At 60.4% G+C, this 19,091-nt stretch carries 13 protein-coding genes; 10 read left to right on the top strand and 3 right to left on the bottom strand.

The window, feature by feature from the left end:
- Positions 1 to 213 precede the first annotated feature (213 nt).
- The 8 genes from ahcY to trxA all read left to right on the top strand — a co-directional run bounded on the left by ahcY (position 214) and on the right by trxA (position 13,093).
- Positions 214 to 1,626 (top strand): adenosylhomocysteinase, encoded by a 1,413-nt coding sequence (gene ahcY, locus WFP06_RS07880; protein WP_419716220.1) that lies wholly within the window; start codon positions 214 to 216, stop codon positions 1,624 to 1,626.
- 126 nt (positions 1,627 to 1,752) lie between these two features.
- Positions 1,753 to 4,095: a PAS domain-containing sensor histidine kinase gene (locus WFP06_RS07875; protein ID WP_336986667.1), complete on the top strand. Its 2,343-nt coding sequence runs from the start codon at positions 1,753 to 1,755 to the stop codon at positions 4,093 to 4,095.
- Positions 4,092 to 4,535 carry a tRNA (adenosine(37)-N6)-threonylcarbamoyltransferase complex ATPase subunit type 1 TsaE gene (tsaE, locus tag WFP06_RS07870; RefSeq protein WP_336986666.1) on the top strand — a complete coding sequence of 148 codons (444 nt, stop codon included), beginning with the start codon at positions 4,092 to 4,094 and terminating at the stop codon, positions 4,533 to 4,535. Before WFP06_RS07875 ends, tsaE begins: the two co-directional genes overlap by 4 nt.
- Positions 4,532 to 5,518, top strand: a complete 987-nt coding sequence (locus WFP06_RS07865) for an aminoglycoside phosphotransferase family protein (RefSeq protein WP_336986665.1) — start codon at positions 4,532 to 4,534, stop codon at positions 5,516 to 5,518. Before tsaE ends, WFP06_RS07865 begins: the two co-directional genes overlap by 4 nt.
- Positions 5,515 to 6,231 carry a nucleotidyltransferase family protein gene (locus WFP06_RS07860; RefSeq protein WP_336986664.1) on the top strand — a complete coding sequence of 239 codons (717 nt, stop codon included), beginning with the start codon at positions 5,515 to 5,517 and terminating at the stop codon, positions 6,229 to 6,231. Before WFP06_RS07865 ends, WFP06_RS07860 begins: the two co-directional genes overlap by 4 nt.
- Complete coding sequence (gene addB / locus WFP06_RS07855) at positions 6,224 to 9,232, top strand: double-strand break repair protein AddB (RefSeq protein WP_336986663.1); 3,009 nt, start codon at positions 6,224 to 6,226, stop codon at positions 9,230 to 9,232. The genes WFP06_RS07860 and addB overlap by 8 nt, the downstream gene beginning before the upstream one ends.
- Positions 9,232 to 12,711 (top strand): double-strand break repair helicase AddA, encoded by a 3,480-nt coding sequence (gene addA / locus WFP06_RS07850; protein WP_336986662.1) that lies wholly within the window; start codon positions 9,232 to 9,234, stop codon positions 12,709 to 12,711. Before addB ends, addA begins: the two co-directional genes overlap by 1 nt.
- Positions 12,712 to 12,766: 55 nt before the next feature.
- Positions 12,767 to 13,093 (top strand): thioredoxin, encoded by a 327-nt coding sequence (gene trxA, locus WFP06_RS07845; protein WP_336986661.1) that lies wholly within the window; start codon positions 12,767 to 12,769, stop codon positions 13,091 to 13,093.
- Positions 13,094 to 13,122: 29 nt separating this feature from the next.
- On the opposite strand, the gene WFP06_RS07840 is transcribed toward trxA, so the two are convergent.
- Both WFP06_RS07840 and argJ read right to left on the bottom strand, forming a co-directional pair.
- On the bottom strand, positions 13,123 to 13,944 hold the full coding sequence (locus WFP06_RS07840; protein ID WP_336986660.1) for an inositol monophosphatase family protein: 822 nt from the start codon (positions 13,942 to 13,944) through the stop codon (positions 13,123 to 13,125).
- Positions 13,944 to 15,170: a bifunctional glutamate N-acetyltransferase/amino-acid acetyltransferase ArgJ gene (argJ, locus tag WFP06_RS07835; protein WP_336986659.1), complete on the bottom strand. Its 1,227-nt coding sequence runs from the start codon at positions 15,168 to 15,170 to the stop codon at positions 13,944 to 13,946. Before argJ ends, WFP06_RS07840 begins: the two co-directional genes overlap by 1 nt.
- A 105-nt stretch (positions 15,171 to 15,275) precedes the next feature.
- Here argJ and WFP06_RS07830 point away from each other — a divergent pair, with 105 nt between their 5' ends.
- A complete protein-coding gene (locus tag WFP06_RS07830) occupies positions 15,276 to 15,542 on the top strand; it encodes a hypothetical protein (protein WP_336986658.1) in 267 nt (88 codons plus the stop codon).
- 90 nt (positions 15,543 to 15,632) lie between these two features.
- Positions 15,633 to 18,395 (top strand): preprotein translocase subunit SecA, encoded by a 2,763-nt coding sequence (gene secA / locus WFP06_RS07825; protein WP_336986657.1) that lies wholly within the window; start codon positions 15,633 to 15,635, stop codon positions 18,393 to 18,395.
- Here the strand turns inward: secA and WFP06_RS07820 are convergent.
- Positions 18,392 to 19,021 (bottom strand): GNAT family N-acetyltransferase, encoded by a 630-nt coding sequence (locus WFP06_RS07820; protein WP_336986656.1) that lies wholly within the window; start codon positions 19,019 to 19,021, stop codon positions 18,392 to 18,394. The genes secA and WFP06_RS07820 overlap by 4 nt on opposite strands.
- Between the last annotated feature and the right edge of the window lie 70 nt (positions 19,022 to 19,091).

Here is a 19,091-nt window from a genome sequence, read left to right as displayed (position 1 = left end):
TCCTTTCAAAAAATCTCTTCGGGCCCACACATAGGGACCGCAGTGCGCGGCGCAAGGCAGCCGGATGGGCAATCGACGATGAATTTACAGCAATTGCCTTCGTATAGCCTAACCGTTAAGGGCGGCGGAACATCTCGTGCCGCCTGCCTCACTGCCTCTGGCAACAGCGGGCCAGCGCACCTTTTCATCTCATGGATCTTTCGGAGCAATATCGTGGCTGCTGACAAACAGGATTATATAATCAAGGATATTTCGCTCGCAGAATACGGGCGTGCAGAAATCAATATTGCAGAAACCGAAATGCCGGGCCTGATGGCGCTGCGCGAGGAATATGGCAGCACCAAACCGCTGAAGGGTGCGCGGATTACCGGCTCGCTGCATATGACGATCCAGACTGCTGTGCTGATCGAGACTTTGACCGCGCTTGGCGCCGAAGTTCGCTGGGCCACTTGCAACATCTTTTCCACTCAGGATCACGCGGCTGCCGCCATGGCGGCAAGCGGCGTTCCGATTTTCGCAATCAAGGGCGAGACATTGGCCGAATACTGGGATTATGTGGGCAACATATTCGACTGGGCGACAGCGGATGACGCCGACCGGACAGCCAACATAATTCTCGACGATGGCGGCGATGCGACGATGTTTGCGCTGTGGGGCGCGCGCGTGGAAGCCGGCGAAGAATTGCCCGAACCGCAGAACGCCGAAGAAATCGAGATGCAGCGGGCGCTCAAGGCATATCTGAAGGCCAAACCTGGATACCTGTCGAAGTCGGTCGAGAATATCACCGGCGTTTCCGAAGAAACCACAACCGGCGTGCACCGGCTTTACTCGCTCGCCAAAAACGGCAAGCTGCCTTTCCCGGCGATCAATGTGAATGACAGCGTCACGAAGTCGAAGTTCGACAATCTGTATGGCTGCCGCGAAAGTCTGGTCGATGCTATCCGCCGCGCTACCGATGTGATGCTTTCGGGCAAGGTTGCCTGCGTTGCCGGCTTTGGTGATGTCGGCAAGGGTTCGGCAGACAGCCTGCGGAATGGCGGCGCACGCGTCATGGTTACGGAAATCGATCCGATCTGCGCGCTGCAGGCGGCGATGGAAGGTTATGAAGTCGTCACGATGGAAGAAGCCACCAAACGCTGCGATATCTTCGTCACCACAACCGGCAATGAAGACGTCATCACCGCCGAGCATATGAAGGCGATGAAGAACATGGCGATCGTGTGCAACATCGGGCATTTCGACAGCGAAATCCAGATCGGCGCGCTGGACAATTATGACTGGAACGAAATCAAGCCCGGCACCGATCTGGTGACTTTCCCCGATGGCAAGCAGATCATGATTCTGGCGAAGGGGCGGCTTGTGAACCTTGGCTGCGCGACCGGACACCCCAGCTTCGTGATGAGCTGTTCGTTCACCAACCAGGTGCTGGCGCAGATCGAACTGTTCACCAAAAGCGACGAGTACAAGAACGACGTTTATGTCCTGCCAAAGCATCTCGATGAAAAGGTGGCGCAGCTCCACCTCGAAAAACTGGGCGTCAAACTGACACAACTCAGCCAGAAACAGGCCGATTATATCGGCGTTCCGGTCGAAGGCCCGTTCAAGCCGGAACATTACCGTTATTAGGTCCGGACACTAAATCTGCACTGGCCGTATCGTCCCTGCCGATTGCCGGGACGATACGGCCTGTTTTTTAACTGCGGACCGCGTGTTGCCATTGCATCCGTTCGCGCAGGGGCATAGCTGCACCATATGCAATTGACCGCGACATCCATGGCCCTTCTGGGACTGCTTCTTGCAGCCTGGACCACCGGCGCGGCATGGATGATGTTTTCGGCTAATCTGAAAAGCCGGAACGCCGCGTCCGGCCGCAAAGCGGCGCGGCGCCTGTCACGCATGCTGGACGAGGCACCTGTGGTCCCGTTGCTGGTGCGCGCCGATGGCCGGATCGAAGCGCCGGAAAGGCTGGCGGGTTGGCTGGGGCTTACCGCCGTGCCCGATTATCTCAGTGAATTGTCGCAGGGCGGCGACAAGGGGCTGGCCGCGGCGCAATTGGCTGAACTGACCGCAGCGGTTCGCAAAACGCAGAAAACCGCCGCGCCTTTTCGGATGACGCTGACGCCGCCCGGGTCGGCAAGGAGTCTGGCGCTGCGCGGGGCGTTGGCCGACCCGCAAATATCGCCCGGCGGCGCCGCGCTGGTGTGGATTTTCGATTTCAGCGAAAGCGAAAGCGAACTGAGCCGGCTGCGCGAGGAAAGCGACCGTGCCCGCGGCGACTTTGCCGCGCTGGTGGGTCTGATCGAAGCGGCGCCCATGCCGATGTGGTTCCGCGCAAAAGAAGGCCAGTTGCGGCTGGTCAACAGCGCCTATGTCAGGGCAGTGGGCGGTGCCAGCGCCGAAGCCGTTGTCAGCGAGCAGCTGGAACTGGTCGAAGATGTCGGCGGGGCGAGCCCGGCAGATGTTGCAAAACAGGCTGCACAAAAGGGCGAAGCGGCGGAACGTGATGTTGCAGCCACGATTGACGGGCAGCGCCGGACGATGCGGGTCAGCGACCTTCCTCTGGGCGACGAGGGCGTTGCTGGGTATGCCGTCGATATCGAGGAGATGGAGGAACAGGCGCGTGCTTTTCGCGCATTCCGCGAAGCGCAGCAGTCGATGCTGGATCAGCTATCGGTCGGCGTTGCGACTTTCGATCCGGCGCGCAGGCTGACCTTTGCCAACCAGCCCTTCAGGCGCATATTTGCGCTGACTTCTGCCAATCTCGCGGAGCGCCCCGATTTCGAACGTCTGCTGGTGATCGCGCGCGACGCAGGCAAAATCCCCGAGGTGCGCGATTTCCCGCAATGGCGCGCGGAACACGCGGAATGGTTTGCTGCGGGGGAGCCGCAGGAAGAGGCGTGGCCGCTGCCGGGCGGAACCCATTTACGCGTGGTGGGCCAGCCGATGCCAGATGGCGGACTGGTGTTCGTGGCCGAAGACCGGACCGAACAACTGGCAATCGCTGCGGGGCGCGATACGCTGTTGCGCACCAGAACCGCAACATTCGATAGTCTTTTCGAATCGCTGGCAGTGTTTTCGCCCGACGGGCATTTGCAATTGTGGAACCGCCGGTTTGCGGCTGACTGGAAGCTGGAGGAAGATTTCCTCGCGACCCATCCGCTGGCCGAAGATTTGCTGGCCGAAATCGCGGGCAAGCTGGCCAGGCCCAAGCGGATCTCCGCGATCGGGGAGGTCATTCGTGCAGCGACGCTTGACCGCAAGCAGAAGGCCGGCAGAATCACACTCGCGGACGAGCGGGTGCTGGAATTTGCCGGTGTTCCCCTGCCTGACGGTAACGGATTGCTGACGGTTCTGGATATTACCGATTCGCAGCGTGCGGAGGATGCCTTGCGCGAACGCAACCAGGCGCTGGAAGCAGCCGATACGGTCAAGACCGACTTTCTTGCGAATATGTCGTATGAATTGCGGACACCGCTGACCTCGATCGGCGGGTTTGCCGAACTTCTTCAGGCCGGTGTTGCGGGCGAGCTGACGCCGCAGGCGCAGGAATATGTAAACGCCATTCTGGAATCGGTCGCCCGGCTTGGCCATCAGGTCGAAAATGTGCTCGACCTGTCGCAAAGCGAGGCAGGATTGTTGCCGCTTAAAAAGCAGCGGATCGACGTCATGCCGCTGGCAACCAAAGTCGTCCGTTCGCGCGAGAAGGTGATTGTCGAAGCTGGCCTGACTCTCGATTTACGCGGCAACAAGTCGGCCGGGATCATCGACGCAGACGAACACCAGCTTTCCCGCGCATTCGGGCATTTGCTCGACAATGCGATTGCCGCGACGCCGAAGGGCGGCAAGATCCTTGTCGATGTTTCACGCACGAAGGGTGGCACGCAAATGGTTGTGTCCGACAATGGTGCAGGAATGTCGAAGCGGGAACTTGGCGCTGCAATGGGAGGTAAGGTTAGCGCGGCAAATGGCGATATTCCGCAGCGTAACGGCCTTGGCCTGCCGCTCGCCAGGCAGCTGATAGAGGCTCATGGCGGCACACTGGAGGTCGTTTCACGCAGCGGTGAAGGTACGACAGCCACGATCCTGCTCCCGTGAGAGTTACACTACCCGATCTCGCTGCAATGGAAGCGTTCGGCGCGCGAATCGCCGATAAATTGAGGGCGGGTGATGTGGTTGCCCTGACAGGCGGCTTGGGTGCGGGCAAAACGACCCTGGCGCGGGCGGTCATTGCAGCGCTTGGCTATAAGGGCGAAGTTCCGTCGCCCACCTTTACGATTATTGAAACCTACGATCCGCCCGCCACGACGCTGGCGGTTGCCCATGCTGATTTCTACCGGCTGAAGCATCCCGGCGAGGCGCAGGAGATCGGGCTGGATGATTACCGCGAGGGTGCGGCATTGTTGGCGGAATGGCCGGATCATGCTGGCGGCTTCGCACATGAAAGCGCATGCCTGTCGATCCTGCTGGAAACTGCGGATGAAGGTCGAATTGCGATTGTAGAAGCGGGCGCCGATTGGCTATCCCGCATCCCATGACAATTTCACCGGTCGATCTTCCTGACGGACTTCATGCTTTTCTCGAGTCGGCAGGGTGGGCCGGAGCGAATGTCGAACCGTTGCCCGGTGATGCGTCCTTCCGGCGCTATTTTCGCATCCGTAACGGTGCACGCGGTGCGATGTTGATGCACGCGCCGCCGCCACACGAAGATCCCGAACCGTTTCTGAAAGTTGGCGCCTGGCTGCGCGAACATGGCCTGCGCGCGCCTGAAATTCACGCTGCGGACGCGGCGCAAGGCTGGGTCCTGATTGAAGATTTCGGCGATGACCGAATGCGCGACTGGCTGGACGATCATCCCGCAGACGAAGATGTTGCCTACCGGACCGCGATTGACGCACTGGTCGAATTGCACGCGCAACCGGCGGGGCCGTTCGCGCCGTATGATATGGCGACTTATCAGCGCGAGGCGGCCTTGTTTACGCAGTGGTACTGCCCGCTGGCGGGAATCGATACAGATCACGCCGGCTTCGTTTCCGCCTGGAATGAAGTGCTCGAACCTCTCGAAGCGGACAGGTCCGCAAATGTGACCGTTCTGCGCGATTATCATGCCGAGAACATTATGCTGCTGGAAGGCGGTGCACAGGGTCTGATCGATTTTCAGGATGCGCTGGTCGGGCATCCTGCCTATGATCTTGTGTCACTGCTTCAGGATGCCAGGCGTGACGTTTCGCCCGGTCTGGAACAGCGGATGCTGCAGCACTATCTCGCGAACACCGACGCCGGATGCGAATTCGAAGCCGATTATGCGCGGCTGGGTGCGCAGCGAAATGCGAAAATCGTCGGCATATTTGCAAGGCTGGCACAGCGCGACGGCAAGCCGCGATACCTTGGTATGATCCCGCGCGTCTGGGCGGCGCTGGAACGCGATCTGGCGCATCCTGCACTCGCACCGGTGTCGAACTGGTTCGACCGCAACATTCCCAAATCATTGCGTGACGCGCGCGGGGACAGGCTTTCGTGACCGGCCTGGCGAGTGATACTGCCATGGTGATGGCTGCCGGGATTGGCAAACGGATGCGCCCGCTGACGGCATCGCAGCCCAAACCGATGGTTCGCGTCGCGGGCAAGCCGCTGGTCGATCACACGCTGGACCGGTTGGCCGAAGCCGGTGTCGCCAAAGTAGTGCTGAATGTCCATTATCTTGCCGATGCGCTGGAAGCCCATGTCGCGGCCCGCATAGCGCCCACAGTCGAAATTTCGGACGAGCGCGACATGCTGCTCGAAACCGGCGGCGGGATGATCAAGGCGCGGGGCCGGCTGCCCGACCCGTTTTTCTGCCTCAACTCGGATAACATCTGGCTCGACGGACCGCGCAGCGCGTTCGCCGATTTATCGGCCCGCTGGAATCCGGACGAGATGGATGCGCTGCTGCTGGTCGTCCCGCACGCGCGCGCAGCCAATTTTCGCGGCAAGGGTGACTTTCACCTTGGGCCGTTAGGCCAAATCACCCGCCGCCGTTCGGGCCGGATAGCTCCGTATATCTACACCGGTATCCAGTTGGTGTCGCACCGATTGCTGCGCGATGCGCCGGAGGGCCGATTTTCGACCAATATCCTGTGGGAGCGGGCGATCGGGGAACAGCGGTTGTTCGGCATCGCCTTTACCGGAATATGGTTCGAAGTCGGAACCCCGCAGTCCATCGCTCCGACGGAAGCGGCGCTGAAGCTTGGCTGAGCGCGGACACGGCCATCGGGTGGGACCCCGGATATATTCCATCGCGGCACATCGCGGCTTCGCCGATGCATTGGTCGCGGGCCTCGTTCCGCGCTATTCCGAAGAAGGCATCGGTCTGGCGCGACTAACCCTGTTGTTGCCCAGCCAGCGGGCCGCGCGCACTATCGGCGAAGCGTTTATCCGTCACGCCGGGGCGGCGGGCGAGGCCGGCCTGCTGATGCCGCGCATGGCAGTTGTCGGCGATCTTGATCTTGATGAAACGCTTGGCGCGCTGTTCGACCCGCTTGGCAGCGCCGAGCAGATCCCGCCGGCTGCCGATCCGACGTATCGCTGGCTGAAGATTGCCGGCCTTGTCCCGCTGGCCATGCAGGAACTTGGCCGCGATCCGCCAAGCGGTGCCGCCCTTTTGCGGATGGCCCAGCAGATAGCTGCGGCGATGGACCGACTGCTGGTCGAAAACGTCGCCCCCGACGCCTTGTGGGAGGAGCCTGTCCTGCAGGCAATGGAAGGCCTGGCGGGTCACTGGCGAGAAAACACCAAGCTGTTCTATCTGGTTCAGCAAATGTGGCTGGCGGAATTGCAGGGCAGCGGGCTGGTCGATGCATCGACACGGCGAAACCTGTTGTTCGAACACGCCGCAAGACGCTGGGCTGCACAGCCCCCGAAAACGCCGATTGTGGCGGCTGGTGTCACCAGTGCTGCGCCCGCGCTGGCCGGATTGCTGCGGACCATTTCCGACCTTCCCGAAGGGGCGGTAATTTTACCCGACCTCGACCTGTCGCTGGACGACAGCGTGTGGGACGAACTCGGCAGCGCTGGTGGTTCGGACGATACACCGTTCGAGCGCGGCGATGCGCTGACGCATCCGCAATATCATTTGAAATTGCTGCTTAACCGCATGGGCGTCGCGCGCGGCGAAGTGCGGCAGTGGCACCGCAAGGGTATCGGTGCCGCGCCGCCCGAACGGACGCACGCAATTTCGAACCTGTTTCTGCCCCCTGCGGCCAGTGCGCGGTGGGCGGAACTGCGGCCCGATCAACGCCGGCTGAGCGGTGTCCGGCTGATGCAATGCGCCAATCAGGAGGAGGAAGCGCAGGCCATCGCGCTGCTCATCCGGGAAGCATTGGAAGTGCCCGCCAGGCGGGTGTCGCTGATAACACCCGACCGCGCGCTATCGGCACGCGTGGCGGCGCATCTGATGCGCTGGAACATCGCCGCAGACGATTCGGCTGGTAGAGTGCTATCGCAAACCCCCGCCGGACGGTTGTTCCTGCTGCTGGCTGAAATCGGTGCCGGGCAGGCCGCGCCTGTTCCGCTTATGGCGCTGCTTGGTCATCCGCTTGTGTCGCGCGATCTGGATCGCGGCAAATGGCTGCGGTATGTGCGCGCACTCGAACTCGAACTGCGCGGACCGCGCGATGCGCCGGGGCTTGAGGCGGTAACGGCCAGGGTCGCGCAGCTGGAGCAAAAACACCCGGGCATAGGCGCCTGGTGGGAAGATACCGCAGCGCTGCTGGAAACATTAATTCCCGCTGATGTTGCCGGCGCTGATGACAGGGCGCCGCTTGCCGCATTGCTAGATCGATTGGTTGAAACAGGCGAAGCGTTGGCGGGCGAAAGTCTGTGGTCGAAGGAAGATGGCCGCGCATTGTCGGGCTTTGCCGAGCGTTTGCGGATGCACGCCCGGCAAGTCGGAACACGCATTGATCCGCGCGACCTGGCCGCGGTTTTGCGCGATGCGATGGACAGCGTCGCCGTGCGGCCGCCGTATGGCGGACATCCGCGTGTCGCCATTTACGGTTTGCTCGAATCGCGGATGACGCGGGCTGATCTGGTGATTTGCGGCGGGTTGAACGAAGGAATCTGGCCCGCAGCGCCTGCCGCCGATCCCTTGCTTGCCCCGGCTGTTCTGCGCGCTCTGGGTGTTCCGGGGGCGGACTTCCGCATTGGCTTGTCCGCGCATGATATGGCCGCTGCGCTCGGCGCCCCCGAGGTAGTGCTGAGCCGCGCCGAACGGGACAGCAGAGGGCCCGCGATTGCATCGCGCTTCCTGTTGCGCGTTGGCGCGCTGCTGGGCGATGACCTTGCAAAACACCACCTGGAAAAAACTGTGGTGGAACTGGCAAGAGCAATCGACGACGCGGAACCTGAACCACCATATCCACGTCCGGCACCGGCGCCGGATGCCAAACAGCGCGATGTCGAAATCAGCGTCACCGCGCTCGACCGGTTGAGGAGCGATCCCTACCAGTTTTATGCTGGCTCAATCCTGCGATTGCGCGATCTGGATGCGCTTGACGCGGAACCCTCCGCCGCCTGGAAGGGTACGGTGGCGCATGAAATTCTGGAGGAATGGCACAAGGTCGGCGGCGATTTCCGCGCAGTTGCCGATGCAGTCCTGACCCGCCGTAATGCACATCCGCTAATGCGCGCCTTGTGGCGCCCGCGTCTGTTTGCAGCGCTGGAATGGGCCGTTCAGGCGATCGCCGATCTGGGCCGCGAAGTGGTGCGCGCTGAAAGCTGGGGCGAGATGCGCGTCGATGGCGTGCGCGTTTACGGGAAAGTTGACCGGATCGACCGCTTGCCTGACGGCGGGCTGGCGATTGTCGATTACAAAACCGGCAGCCCGCCTTCCGGCAAACAAGTGGCGAGGGGATATGCGCTGCAGCTTGGCACGCTGGGTCTGATGGCCCGCGGCGGCGGGTTCGCGGGGCTGACGGGCAATCCGCAAAGATTTGAATATTGGTCGCTGGCAAAAGACCCCAAGGGCAACAGCGATACAGGTTTCGGCTATATCGAAACGCCGCTGCTCGAAGGCCGCAAGCGCAGCGGTATCCCGCCGGAGGATTTTCTGCCCGAAGCACAGCGCTATCTTACCGAGGCGCTGGGCCGGTGGATCAACGGAAGCGAGCCGTTTACCGCACGGCTCAATCCCGATGCGACCACTTATGATACGTATGACCAGCTGATGCGGCTGGACGAATGGATCGGGCGCGACTGATGGCCGTAACCGTACATCCCTTGCAAGATAACCAGCGCGACGCCGTGGATCCGCAGGAAAGCGTCTGGCTCAGCGCATCGGCGGGCACGGGCAAGACACAGGTGCTTTCCGCGCGAGTTTTGCGGCTGCTGCTCCAACCGCAAGTCGCGCCTTCGCAAATATTGTGCCTGACTTTTACCAAGGCAGGTGCGGCGGAAATGGCCACGCGGGTGAACGAAGTGCTTGCAGGGTGGGTGCGGATGGAGCCGGCCGCGCTGGCCAAGGATTTGCTGGCCATTGGTGCCGATGTCTCGCCCGAAACGCAGGCGCGCGCGCGGACATTGTTTGCCGGAGTGCTCGATACGCCGGGTGGCGGTTTGCGCATCGACACGATCCACGCGTTTGCCCAGTGGTTGCTTGCGGCTTTTCCCGAAGAAGCTGACCTCACCCCCGGTACGCGCGCGATGGAGGACCGTGACCGCGATCTGCTGGCGCATGATGTGCTGGCTGAAATGCTCGTCGATGCGGAAAGGGGGGGCGATGTATCTGCGCTGGCCGCAGTGTCGGATCTGTCGATGCGGATGGGGCCGGACGGGGTCCAGAGCTGGCTGATGCGCTGTGCGGACGCGCGCGAAGTGTGGCTTGGTAAAACCGGCTGGCAAGGCAATTTGCGGCCCCGGGTCAACCGGTTGCTCGGGCTACCCGGCGATGCCTCCGCCGAAGATATGGCGGCGCTGTGCAGCGATGCAAAATGTGATGTGCAATCGTTGGCATATTGCGCACAGGCGCTGGAGGATTGGGGTACCAAAACCGGGCTCTCGGGCGCTGCGTCCATTCGCAACTGGCTGGCGATGGATGCGGCGGACAGGCTGGAAAATCTGGAGGATTTTTACGGCACGCTGCTGAACAAGGACGGGACCATCAAAAGCCTGGCGCATATGGAAAAGCGCGATGCATCCTACGGCGATTGCGCCGCGCGGGCGCGGGCGCAAATCGAAGAACTGCGCGGGGTCAAATCCCTGCTTGATCTGGCACAATGGCTGACGCCCGCGCTCGATCTGGGAAGGCGCTTCGCCTTGGAATGGGAAGAGGCCAAGCTGCGCGAGGGATTGATCGATTTCGACGACCAGATCCGCCGCGCTGCCGCTCTCCTCACGCGCTCCGATCTTGCCGACTGGATCCGCTATAAACTGGACCGCCAGTTCGACCACATATTGATCGACGAGGCGCAGGACACCAACGAAAGCCAGTGGTCGATTGTTTTCGCGCTGATCGAGGAATTTCTTGCCGGCGAGGGCGCACGCGACGGGATCATGCGGACATTGTTTGTGGTTGGCGATTACAAACAGGCGATTTTCCGTTTTCAGGGGACCAGTCCTGAAAACTTCGATGCGGCAAAGGTCCGCGTACGCGGTGCGATGGCGGCGGCTGCGCGCAACGCCAGTGCGAACCGCGATGCCCTGAGCGCGCGTCCGCTGATGGAACTGGGTTTGGGCCGGTCCTACCGCACCGCGCAGCCTGTGCTCGAATTTGTCGATGCAGCCATCGCCGCGATCGGCGATGAAAATCTGGGTCTGAAAGATCAGTCCGATCCGCATATCGGAGCAGATCGCCCCGGTTTGGTGACGCTGTGGGATCCGGTACTTGATGCGCCTGGCGATGATGACGAAAGCGGCGAAGCGGAAACGTGGATATCGCAGCCCGAACGCGCGATGGCGGAAAAAATCGCCACTCAGGTCAAGATCTGGATGGATAACGGTTTCCCGCTGGTAAAGGACAAAACGCGTAATGCCGGGCCCGGCGACGTGATGGTACTGGTTCGCAAGCGCCGCGATCTTGCCGGTTTGATTGTGGCAAGATTGCACGCGGCAGGCGTCCCGGTGGCCGGTGTTGACAGGTTGCGGCTGGGGGCACCATTGGCGGTCAGGGATTTGCTCGCCGCGCTGCGTTTCGCGGTTCAGCCCGACGATGATCTCAGCCTCGCCAATCTGCTCGTATCGCCGTTGATCGGTTGGTCGCAGGACGAATTGCTGCGGTTTGCCCACCGTCCCAAGGGTATGCGCTTGTGGCGGCATCTTCGCGGGAGCCGCAACGAACATACCGCTGGCGCGATCAGCCGGTTGGAGGCACTGCTCGAACGCGCCGATTACGAACCGCCGCAAGCCTTGCTTCACTGGATGCTGGTGGGGCCATGGCAGGGCCGGAGGAGGCTGATCGCGCGGCTGGGCCGCGAAGCCGGCGATCCGATCGATGAATTGCTTAATGCTGCGCACACCTTCACCGCGACCAACACGGCCAGCCTGCAAGGCTTTATCCGCTGGTTCGATGCGGGTGACGGCGATCTCAAGCGCGAGGCGGGGGCCAGCGATGGCCTGGTCCGCGTCATGACCGTCCACGGTTCGAAAGGCCTGCAAGCGCCCATCGTCATCCTGGCCGATGCGACGGGCAATCCCGATGCGTCCCCGACACGCGGCTTGACCCTGACTGAACAGGTGCCGGAGGGACAGGCAGCAAACGTCAATCCCCGGACCGTGCCGCTGCCGCCGCTGCGCCGCGAGGAAAAGCATGGCCGGATTGCCGAGGCCGAAGCGGAAGCAGCCAAGGCAGAGCGGGAGGAACACTGGCGGCTGCTATATGTCGCCATGACCCGCGCGGAGGAGGCACTGTTTATTGGCGGCGCGCTTGGTCTGAGGGAAACCGAGCCTGCGCCCGATAGCTGGTATGCAAGGCTTGCCTCGTTATTCTCCGGCGAAAGCACGCACGACAAGATTTGGGGCGGGATGCGCGAATGGGGCAGTTTGGCGCCGCCTATTCCTCTGGAGCCGGCAAAAACGCCTGTTGGCCGGGCAGCTTTGCCGCCATGGGCCGGCACTCCCGTCGGTGCGGAACCGCGTCCTCCGCGCCCGCTTGCCCCGTCAGCGGCGGGCGGCGACAAGGATGCCTATCCGCCGCTGCCTGCCGGAATTGCCGAACAGGCCGCGCGGCGCGGATCGCTGATGCATAGTCTGCTCGAGAGGTTGCCAGCAATCATACCGGCAGAACGCGGCGATGCAGCCACAGCGTGGTTATCCCGCCAGGCACCCGACCTTTCTGCTGAAGATCACGCCGAGATGCTTGCTGCCACGCTGAAGGTCTTGAGCGACCCTGACTTCGCCGATATTTTCGCGCCGGATGCGTTGGCCGAAATACCTTTGGCGGCAACATTTGGCGGTCAGGTGATTGCCGGTACCGCCGACCGGCTGATGGTAACTGCCGACACGGTTACGGTGGTTGATTTCAAGACAGCCCGCCGGCCGCCCGCAGACCTGTCGCAAGTGCCCGCCTCGACATTGAAGCAGATGTCGGCCTATGCAGCCGCGCTGGGGGTCATTTATCCCGGGCGCACAATCGCCGCGGCGGTATTATACACCCAGACACCTCGATTGATTGCGATTCCTGCCGATGTGCTGGAGCGTAACAAACCAGGCTTGGCCGCGCCTGAGGAAAGCTATCGGTCCTGATGCGTTGCATGGACAGACACGCGCTCTAGATACAGTGCAACCAAGGAGAATTTTAATGGCAACCGTGAATGTAACCGACGCAAGTTTCAAAGCCGATGTGCTTGAATCCGACAAGCCCGTGCTGGTGGATTTCTGGGCCGAATGGTGCGGACCGTGCAAGATGATTGCCCCCGCGCTCGAAGAAATCAGCGAAGAATTGGGCGAACAGGTTACTATCGCCAAAATGGACATCATGGAAAATACCGGCGTGCCGGGTGAAATCGGAGTCCAGTCGATCCCGCTGATGGTGCTGTTCAAGAATGGCAAGCAAGTCGCCCAGAAACTGGGCGCTGCGCCAAAGGGTCAACTCAAGCAATGGCTTGAAAGCGAACTTGCCGGCTGATCTGATCCGGCGGCATCAATCAGGCAGCTTCAATCATGCAGGGCGGCAAGCCTGTCTGCCATCACTTCGAATATTGCGGGCGAACTGGCACCGATAAGGCCGGTTCGCCCGTGTTCATCGACGCGGTACGCGCTGCCATCCAGTCTTGCTGCCATGCCGCCCGCCTCGTTGAGCCACAGCACGCCCGCCGCGTGGTCCCACGCCAGCGTGCGCTCGAAAATCGACACATCGTTTTCGCCAAGCGCCAGACGCGGATATTGTTCTGCCGCGCAGCGCGGAATATCGACCAGTTCGTAATGCGGCGCGATGCGGGTTTTAACAGACTCGCGCTGGGCATCGTCCATAAATACCAGTGAAATAGCCGCGACGGTCGGGCTGGAGCCGGTCGCTTTGGCGATAATGCGCTCGCCATCGACAAAGGCACCTTTGCCGCGATGTGCGCTGCACAAGCGGTCCTTCAACGGGTCATAAATCCAGCCGGTATGTGCGGTGCCGCCATCGGCCAACGCCAGCAAAATTCCGAAAGGCGCGTTACCCGCCGCATAATTGTTCGTCCCGTCGATCGGATCGACGATCCAGCAGGACCCTTCAAGTCGTTCCAGAACAGCGGGATCAGCGTGAGCAGCTTCTTCGCCGACAATTGGCAGACCGGGAATAATTCTCCCGAGCCCTTCGGCGAGCATTTCCTCTGCCAAAGTGTCTGCGACCGTCACGACATCGTCCGGCGCCTTGGTTTCGATCTGGTCAGCCGCCAGCGAACGGAAATGCGGCAGGATTATTTCCCGCGAAACCTTGCGCAATAATGTGCCGACCGAACTGTGCAATTCGGCGTCCGGTGCGGTGGCTTGCATCAGCTGCGATAATCCGCATTTATATCGATATAGCCATGCGTCAGGTCGCAGGTCCAAACGGTTGCGCGGCCATCGCCTATCCCCAGATCGACCTGGATATCGACTTCGCTGCCCGCCAGATGAAGGGCGACCGGTGCTTCATCATAATCGACCAGCGGCAGGCCTTCACGCGCTGCCCAGATGCCGCCAAAGCCGATGGACAGGCTGTCCCGGTCCGCGGGTTCGCCCGCTTTCCCCACTGCCATCACCACGCGGCCCCAATTGGCATCGCCGCCCGCTATGGCTGTTTTGACCAGCGGCGAATTGGCCACTGCAAGACCGATTCGGCGCGCGCTGTCGTCTGACCGGGCGCCCGTGACCGCAATTTCAATGAATTTCTGCGCGCCTTCGCCGTCGCGGATTACCAGATGGGCAAGCTGGCGGCACATATCCGCCAGCGCAGCAGCGAAGGCATCCGCGCCCGCATCGGTAAATCCGGTCAACGGCGCGTTGCCCGCTTTACCCGTCGCAAAGGCGAGCACGGTGTCGCTGGTTGACGTATCGCTGTCGACGGTGATCGAGCCGAATGTCGGCGCATTCGCGGCGCTAAGCAATTCCTGCAAGAAAGCCGGGTCAATCGCCGCGTCGGTGAAGATATATCCCAGCATCGTCGCCATATCGGGCGCGATCATGCCGCTGCCCTTGATAATGCCGACCAGTTCGGCCCGCGTATCGCCGATCATCGCCGATGTGCGCGCGCCCTTGGTAAATGTGTCGGTAGTTCCGATAGTTGCAGCAGCCTGTTCCCATGAACACGGCTCCGCAGACAGCGCCTTAGCCACGCCTTGGCTGGCGATATCCTTGGGCAGAGGTACGCCGATTACTCCGGTTGAGGAGACAAACACCTCATCCGCCGGACAGCCCAGTGCTGCGCTTACCTGACCCATTATCTGTTCCACCGCTTCGCGCCCGCGATAACCGGTGAAAGCGTTGGCATTGCCGGCGTTGACCACCAGCGCACGTGCGCGCCCGGCCTTGATCTGTGCACGCCCCATATCGACTTCTGTCGATGAGCAGATATTTTGCGTAAACAGACCCGCAACCGCGGTCCCTTCGGCCAGTTCGACATAAGTGAGATCGGCGCGGTCCCAATTCTTGTAACCTGCCCGGACCACACGCGGCGTTGCACCTGCAATATCGGGCATATCGGGAAACGGGCGGGCGAGAGGAGAGCGGGTGAGATCCATAGTGGGGCGATAGAGGCAGGCACAATCTGCGACAAGAACGGTTTGTAATGCATCTTGTGCTAGATCACTGGACGAAACCGCACGAAATCCCTATCTGGACCTGCAATGTTACGTCGCTTTTTCACCGCTTTTGCCCTAATCACGGGTCTTGCCGCGCTTGGCGCGCCTGCGCATGCGGTGGAAAATATCGGTGAACGGCTGGAACTTGGCGTCCAGTTTGAAACCTGCGGCACGGCTGTCGGCCAATCATTCAAGACCACTGCATCATCCGGTTTCCAGATCGAAATCGCGGTCGATGCCGGTTGGCATATCCAGTTGCGGCCAGCCCAGGTCGTGACGGTATATTACGGTATCGACCGCGCGCGCGATTAGGCGCCGCCCGGCCATCCGCATCTAATCTTAGCAACTCGGCGCACCGCGCCCGGTAGCCTCTTTCATTTTTCAGATACAGGAATCCGCCCCATGCTCGGCGCTATCAGCAAAAAATTCTTTGGTTCGGCCAACGATCGTTACGTCAAATCGTTGGATAAAATCGTATTTCAAATCAACGCATTGGAGGAACAGCTTGCTGACTTCTCCGATGCAGAACTGAAGGGTCAAACGGTCAAGTTCCGTCAGCAGATGGCTGATGGCAAAAAGCTGGATGACATCCTGCCCGAAGCCTTTGCAACTGTCCGCGAAGCTTCCAAGCGCGTGCTGGGTATGCGGCACTTCGATGTCCAGATGGTCGGCGGCATTGTGCTCCACCGCGGTGAAATCGCCGAAATGCGGACGGGCGAGGGCAAGACGCTGGTGGCAACGCTGGCAACCTATCTCAACGCTATCGAAGGCAAGGGTGTGCATGTCGTAACGGTAAACGATTATCTTGCCAGCCGAGATGCGGAATGGATGGGCCAGCTTTACACATGGCTTGGCCTGTCGGTCGGTGTGATTATCCCCAATATCGGTGAACAACAGCGCCGCGAGGCTTACGCCGCAGACATTACCTACGGCACGAACAACGAATTCGGGTTTGATTATCTGCGCGACAATATGAAGCACGAGCGCAGCCAGATGGTCCAGCGTCCGTTTAACTTCGCAATCGTCGATGAAGTCGATTCGATCCTGATCGACGAGGCGCGCACGCCGCTGATCATTTCCGGTCCGACCGAAGACAAGACCGATCTGTATGTCTTGATCGACGAGATCGTGAAAAAAATCGATCCTGACATGTATGAAGCGGACGAGAAAACCAAGAACATCCAGTGGACCGAAGACGGTGCCGAAAAGATCGAGCAGATGTTGATCGAATCGGGTCTTCTGGAAACCGAAAATCTTTACGATGTCGAGAACACGCAGGTCGTCCATCACCTTGATCAGGCGCTCAAGGCGAATATCATGTTTAAGCGGGACACCGATTACATCGTGAAGGATGACAAGATCGTCATCATCGATGAATTCACCGGGCGGATGATGGATGGCCGCCGCTGGTCAAACGGTCTGCATCAGGCGGTCGAGGCAAAAGAGGGCGCCAAGATCGAGCCGGAAAACCAGACCATGGCCTCGATAACCTTCCAGAACTACTTCCGGATGTATCCCAAACTTTCGGGAATGACCGGCACTGCGGCAACCGAAGCGGCAGAATTTTTCGAAATTTACAAGATGAATGTCGTCACGATCCCCACCAACGTCGAAGTTCTGCGGATCGATGAGGATGACGAATTTTACAAGAACACTCAGGACAAGTTCCAGGCCATCGCCAAAGCGATTGCCGAGAAGAACGAATCCGGCCAGCCCGTGCTGGTCGGCACGGTGTCGATCGAAAAGTCCGAATTGCTATCCGAATTTCTCAAGGCCGAAGGTGTCGAACACGCAGTGCTCAACGCGCGGTTCCACGAAAGCGAAGCGCGCATCGTCGCGCAGGCGGGACGAATGGGCGCAGTTACGATTGCCACCAATATGGCTGGCCGCGGAACGGACATCCAGTTGGGCGGTAATGTCGAATTCCGCATAGAGGACGAACTGGGCGAGATGGCCGACGGGCCCGAGCGCGATCGAGCAGTCGCCAAGATCAAGGAAGAAGTCGAAGCCGAACGGCAGAAAGTCATCGCTGCGGGCGGCCTGTTTGTGCTGGGCACAGAACGTCATGAAAGCCGCCGGATCGATAACCAGTTGCGTGGCCGTTCCGGGCGGCAGGGTGACCCCGGCCTGTCGCGGTTCTACCTTTGCCTGGAAGACGATTTGTTGCGGATTTTCGGCCCCGATACGTTGTTTTCCAAAATGATGAATTCCAATCTCGAAGACGGCGAGGCGATTGGCTCGAAATGGCTGAGCAAGGCGATCGAAACCGCGCAGAAAAAGGTCGAAGCACGCAACTATGATGTGCGTAAGCAGGTCGTGGAATATGATGATGTGATGAATGACCAGCGCAAGGTCGTGTACGAACAGCGCGCTGAAATCATGGACAGCGAAGCAGTTGACGATGTGGTCATCGACATGCGGCATGACACCATCAATGCGCTGGTTGGCGAAGCCTGCCCGCCCGGTTCCTACCCCGAACAATGGAATATCGGCGGTTTGAAAGAACGGCTCGAAGATGTGCTCGGGCTGACCCCGCCAATCGATAAATGGATGGATGAAGAGGCGCTGGAGCCCGAAATCATCGAAGAGCGTATTCGTAGCGAAGCCGATGGTAAAATGGACAAGAAGATTGCCAATACCGAAGGCAACACGTGGAAACAGGTCGAGAAAAGCGTTCTGCTTGAACGGCTGGATTTCCATTGGAAAGAACATCTCGCCACGCTCGACGCGCTGCGGCAGGTGGTCTTCCTGCGCGCATATGCGCAGAAACAGCCGATCAATGAATATAAGCAGGAAGCTTTCGGCCTGTTCGAGCGGATGCTCGAGATTATTCGCGAAGATGTGACCCGCATCCTACTCAAGAGCGAGTTACGGATGGCGCCGCCGGTTCAGGACTTGCCGGATTTGCCGGACTTCCTGACCGGACACATTGATCCGTTGACCGGAATTGAAAATTCCAATGATGGTGACGGGTCGGCCACGCGTGAGGCGATGTTCGGATCATTAGCGGGTTCGCCGCGGGCAGCGGTTGGTCCGGGCGGTGCAGCAACCGATAATCCCTATGCCGGGCTGAATATCGCACGCAATGCCCAGTGTCCCTGCGGTTCGGGAAACAAATACAAGCATTGCCACGGTTCCATCGGCACCAGAACCGAAGCCGTCTAACCGCTCGGCCGCTCGAAGCCTTGCGGCTCGCGCCACATCGCTTCGAGCGGCGGTGCACCGTCTGCTGCGTAAATCAGCTTGCGGTGTTCGAATCCGAACGAGCGGTAGAACCGCGTATTGTCGGGGTTCGAATTTTCCAGATAGGCGGGGATGCTTGCGCGGTCGAGATGATCGAGCATCGGCCGCATCAAAACACGGCCGAGGCCTTTGCCCCGCGAGCCGGCGCGGACACCGATGGTGAACAGATAGGCATGCGGTTTGGCCGGGTGGTTTGTTTTCATTGCCTGTGTTGTTGCCTCGATCCGGCCCATCACGCCGGCGCTTCCGCGCAGCTTCAGATTGAGCGCCAGCAGGGGCAAAATGCGGCCGGGCAAATCAATATCGCCGCCCGGCATCATCCACATGGCAGCCGCTTCATCTGCCAGCCGGTAAGATACGCCGCGCGGCACATACACATGCCTTGCCAGCGTTCTGAAAGCCGCGTTCATCGCACCGAACCGGCCAAACAGCCATGTGTTGAAGGGATCATGGCGAAACGCGTCAGCGGTGATGCTGCCTATCTGGCGCGAGTCGCGGATTGCCGCAGGGTGACAACCGTCAGGCAATTTCAGATCAGCTTGGGGCAATTCCGCACCTCCATAAACAAGGTAGCTCGCTTGTGCACCACAGCCCCGTCAGCTGCAACGCGCCTTGCTC

The organism is Altererythrobacter aquiaggeris (assembly GCF_037154015.1).
Classification (GTDB): domain Bacteria; phylum Pseudomonadota; class Alphaproteobacteria; order Sphingomonadales; family Sphingomonadaceae; genus Aestuarierythrobacter; species Aestuarierythrobacter aquiaggeris.
This window is presented reverse-complemented; position numbering and strand designations above follow the sequence as displayed.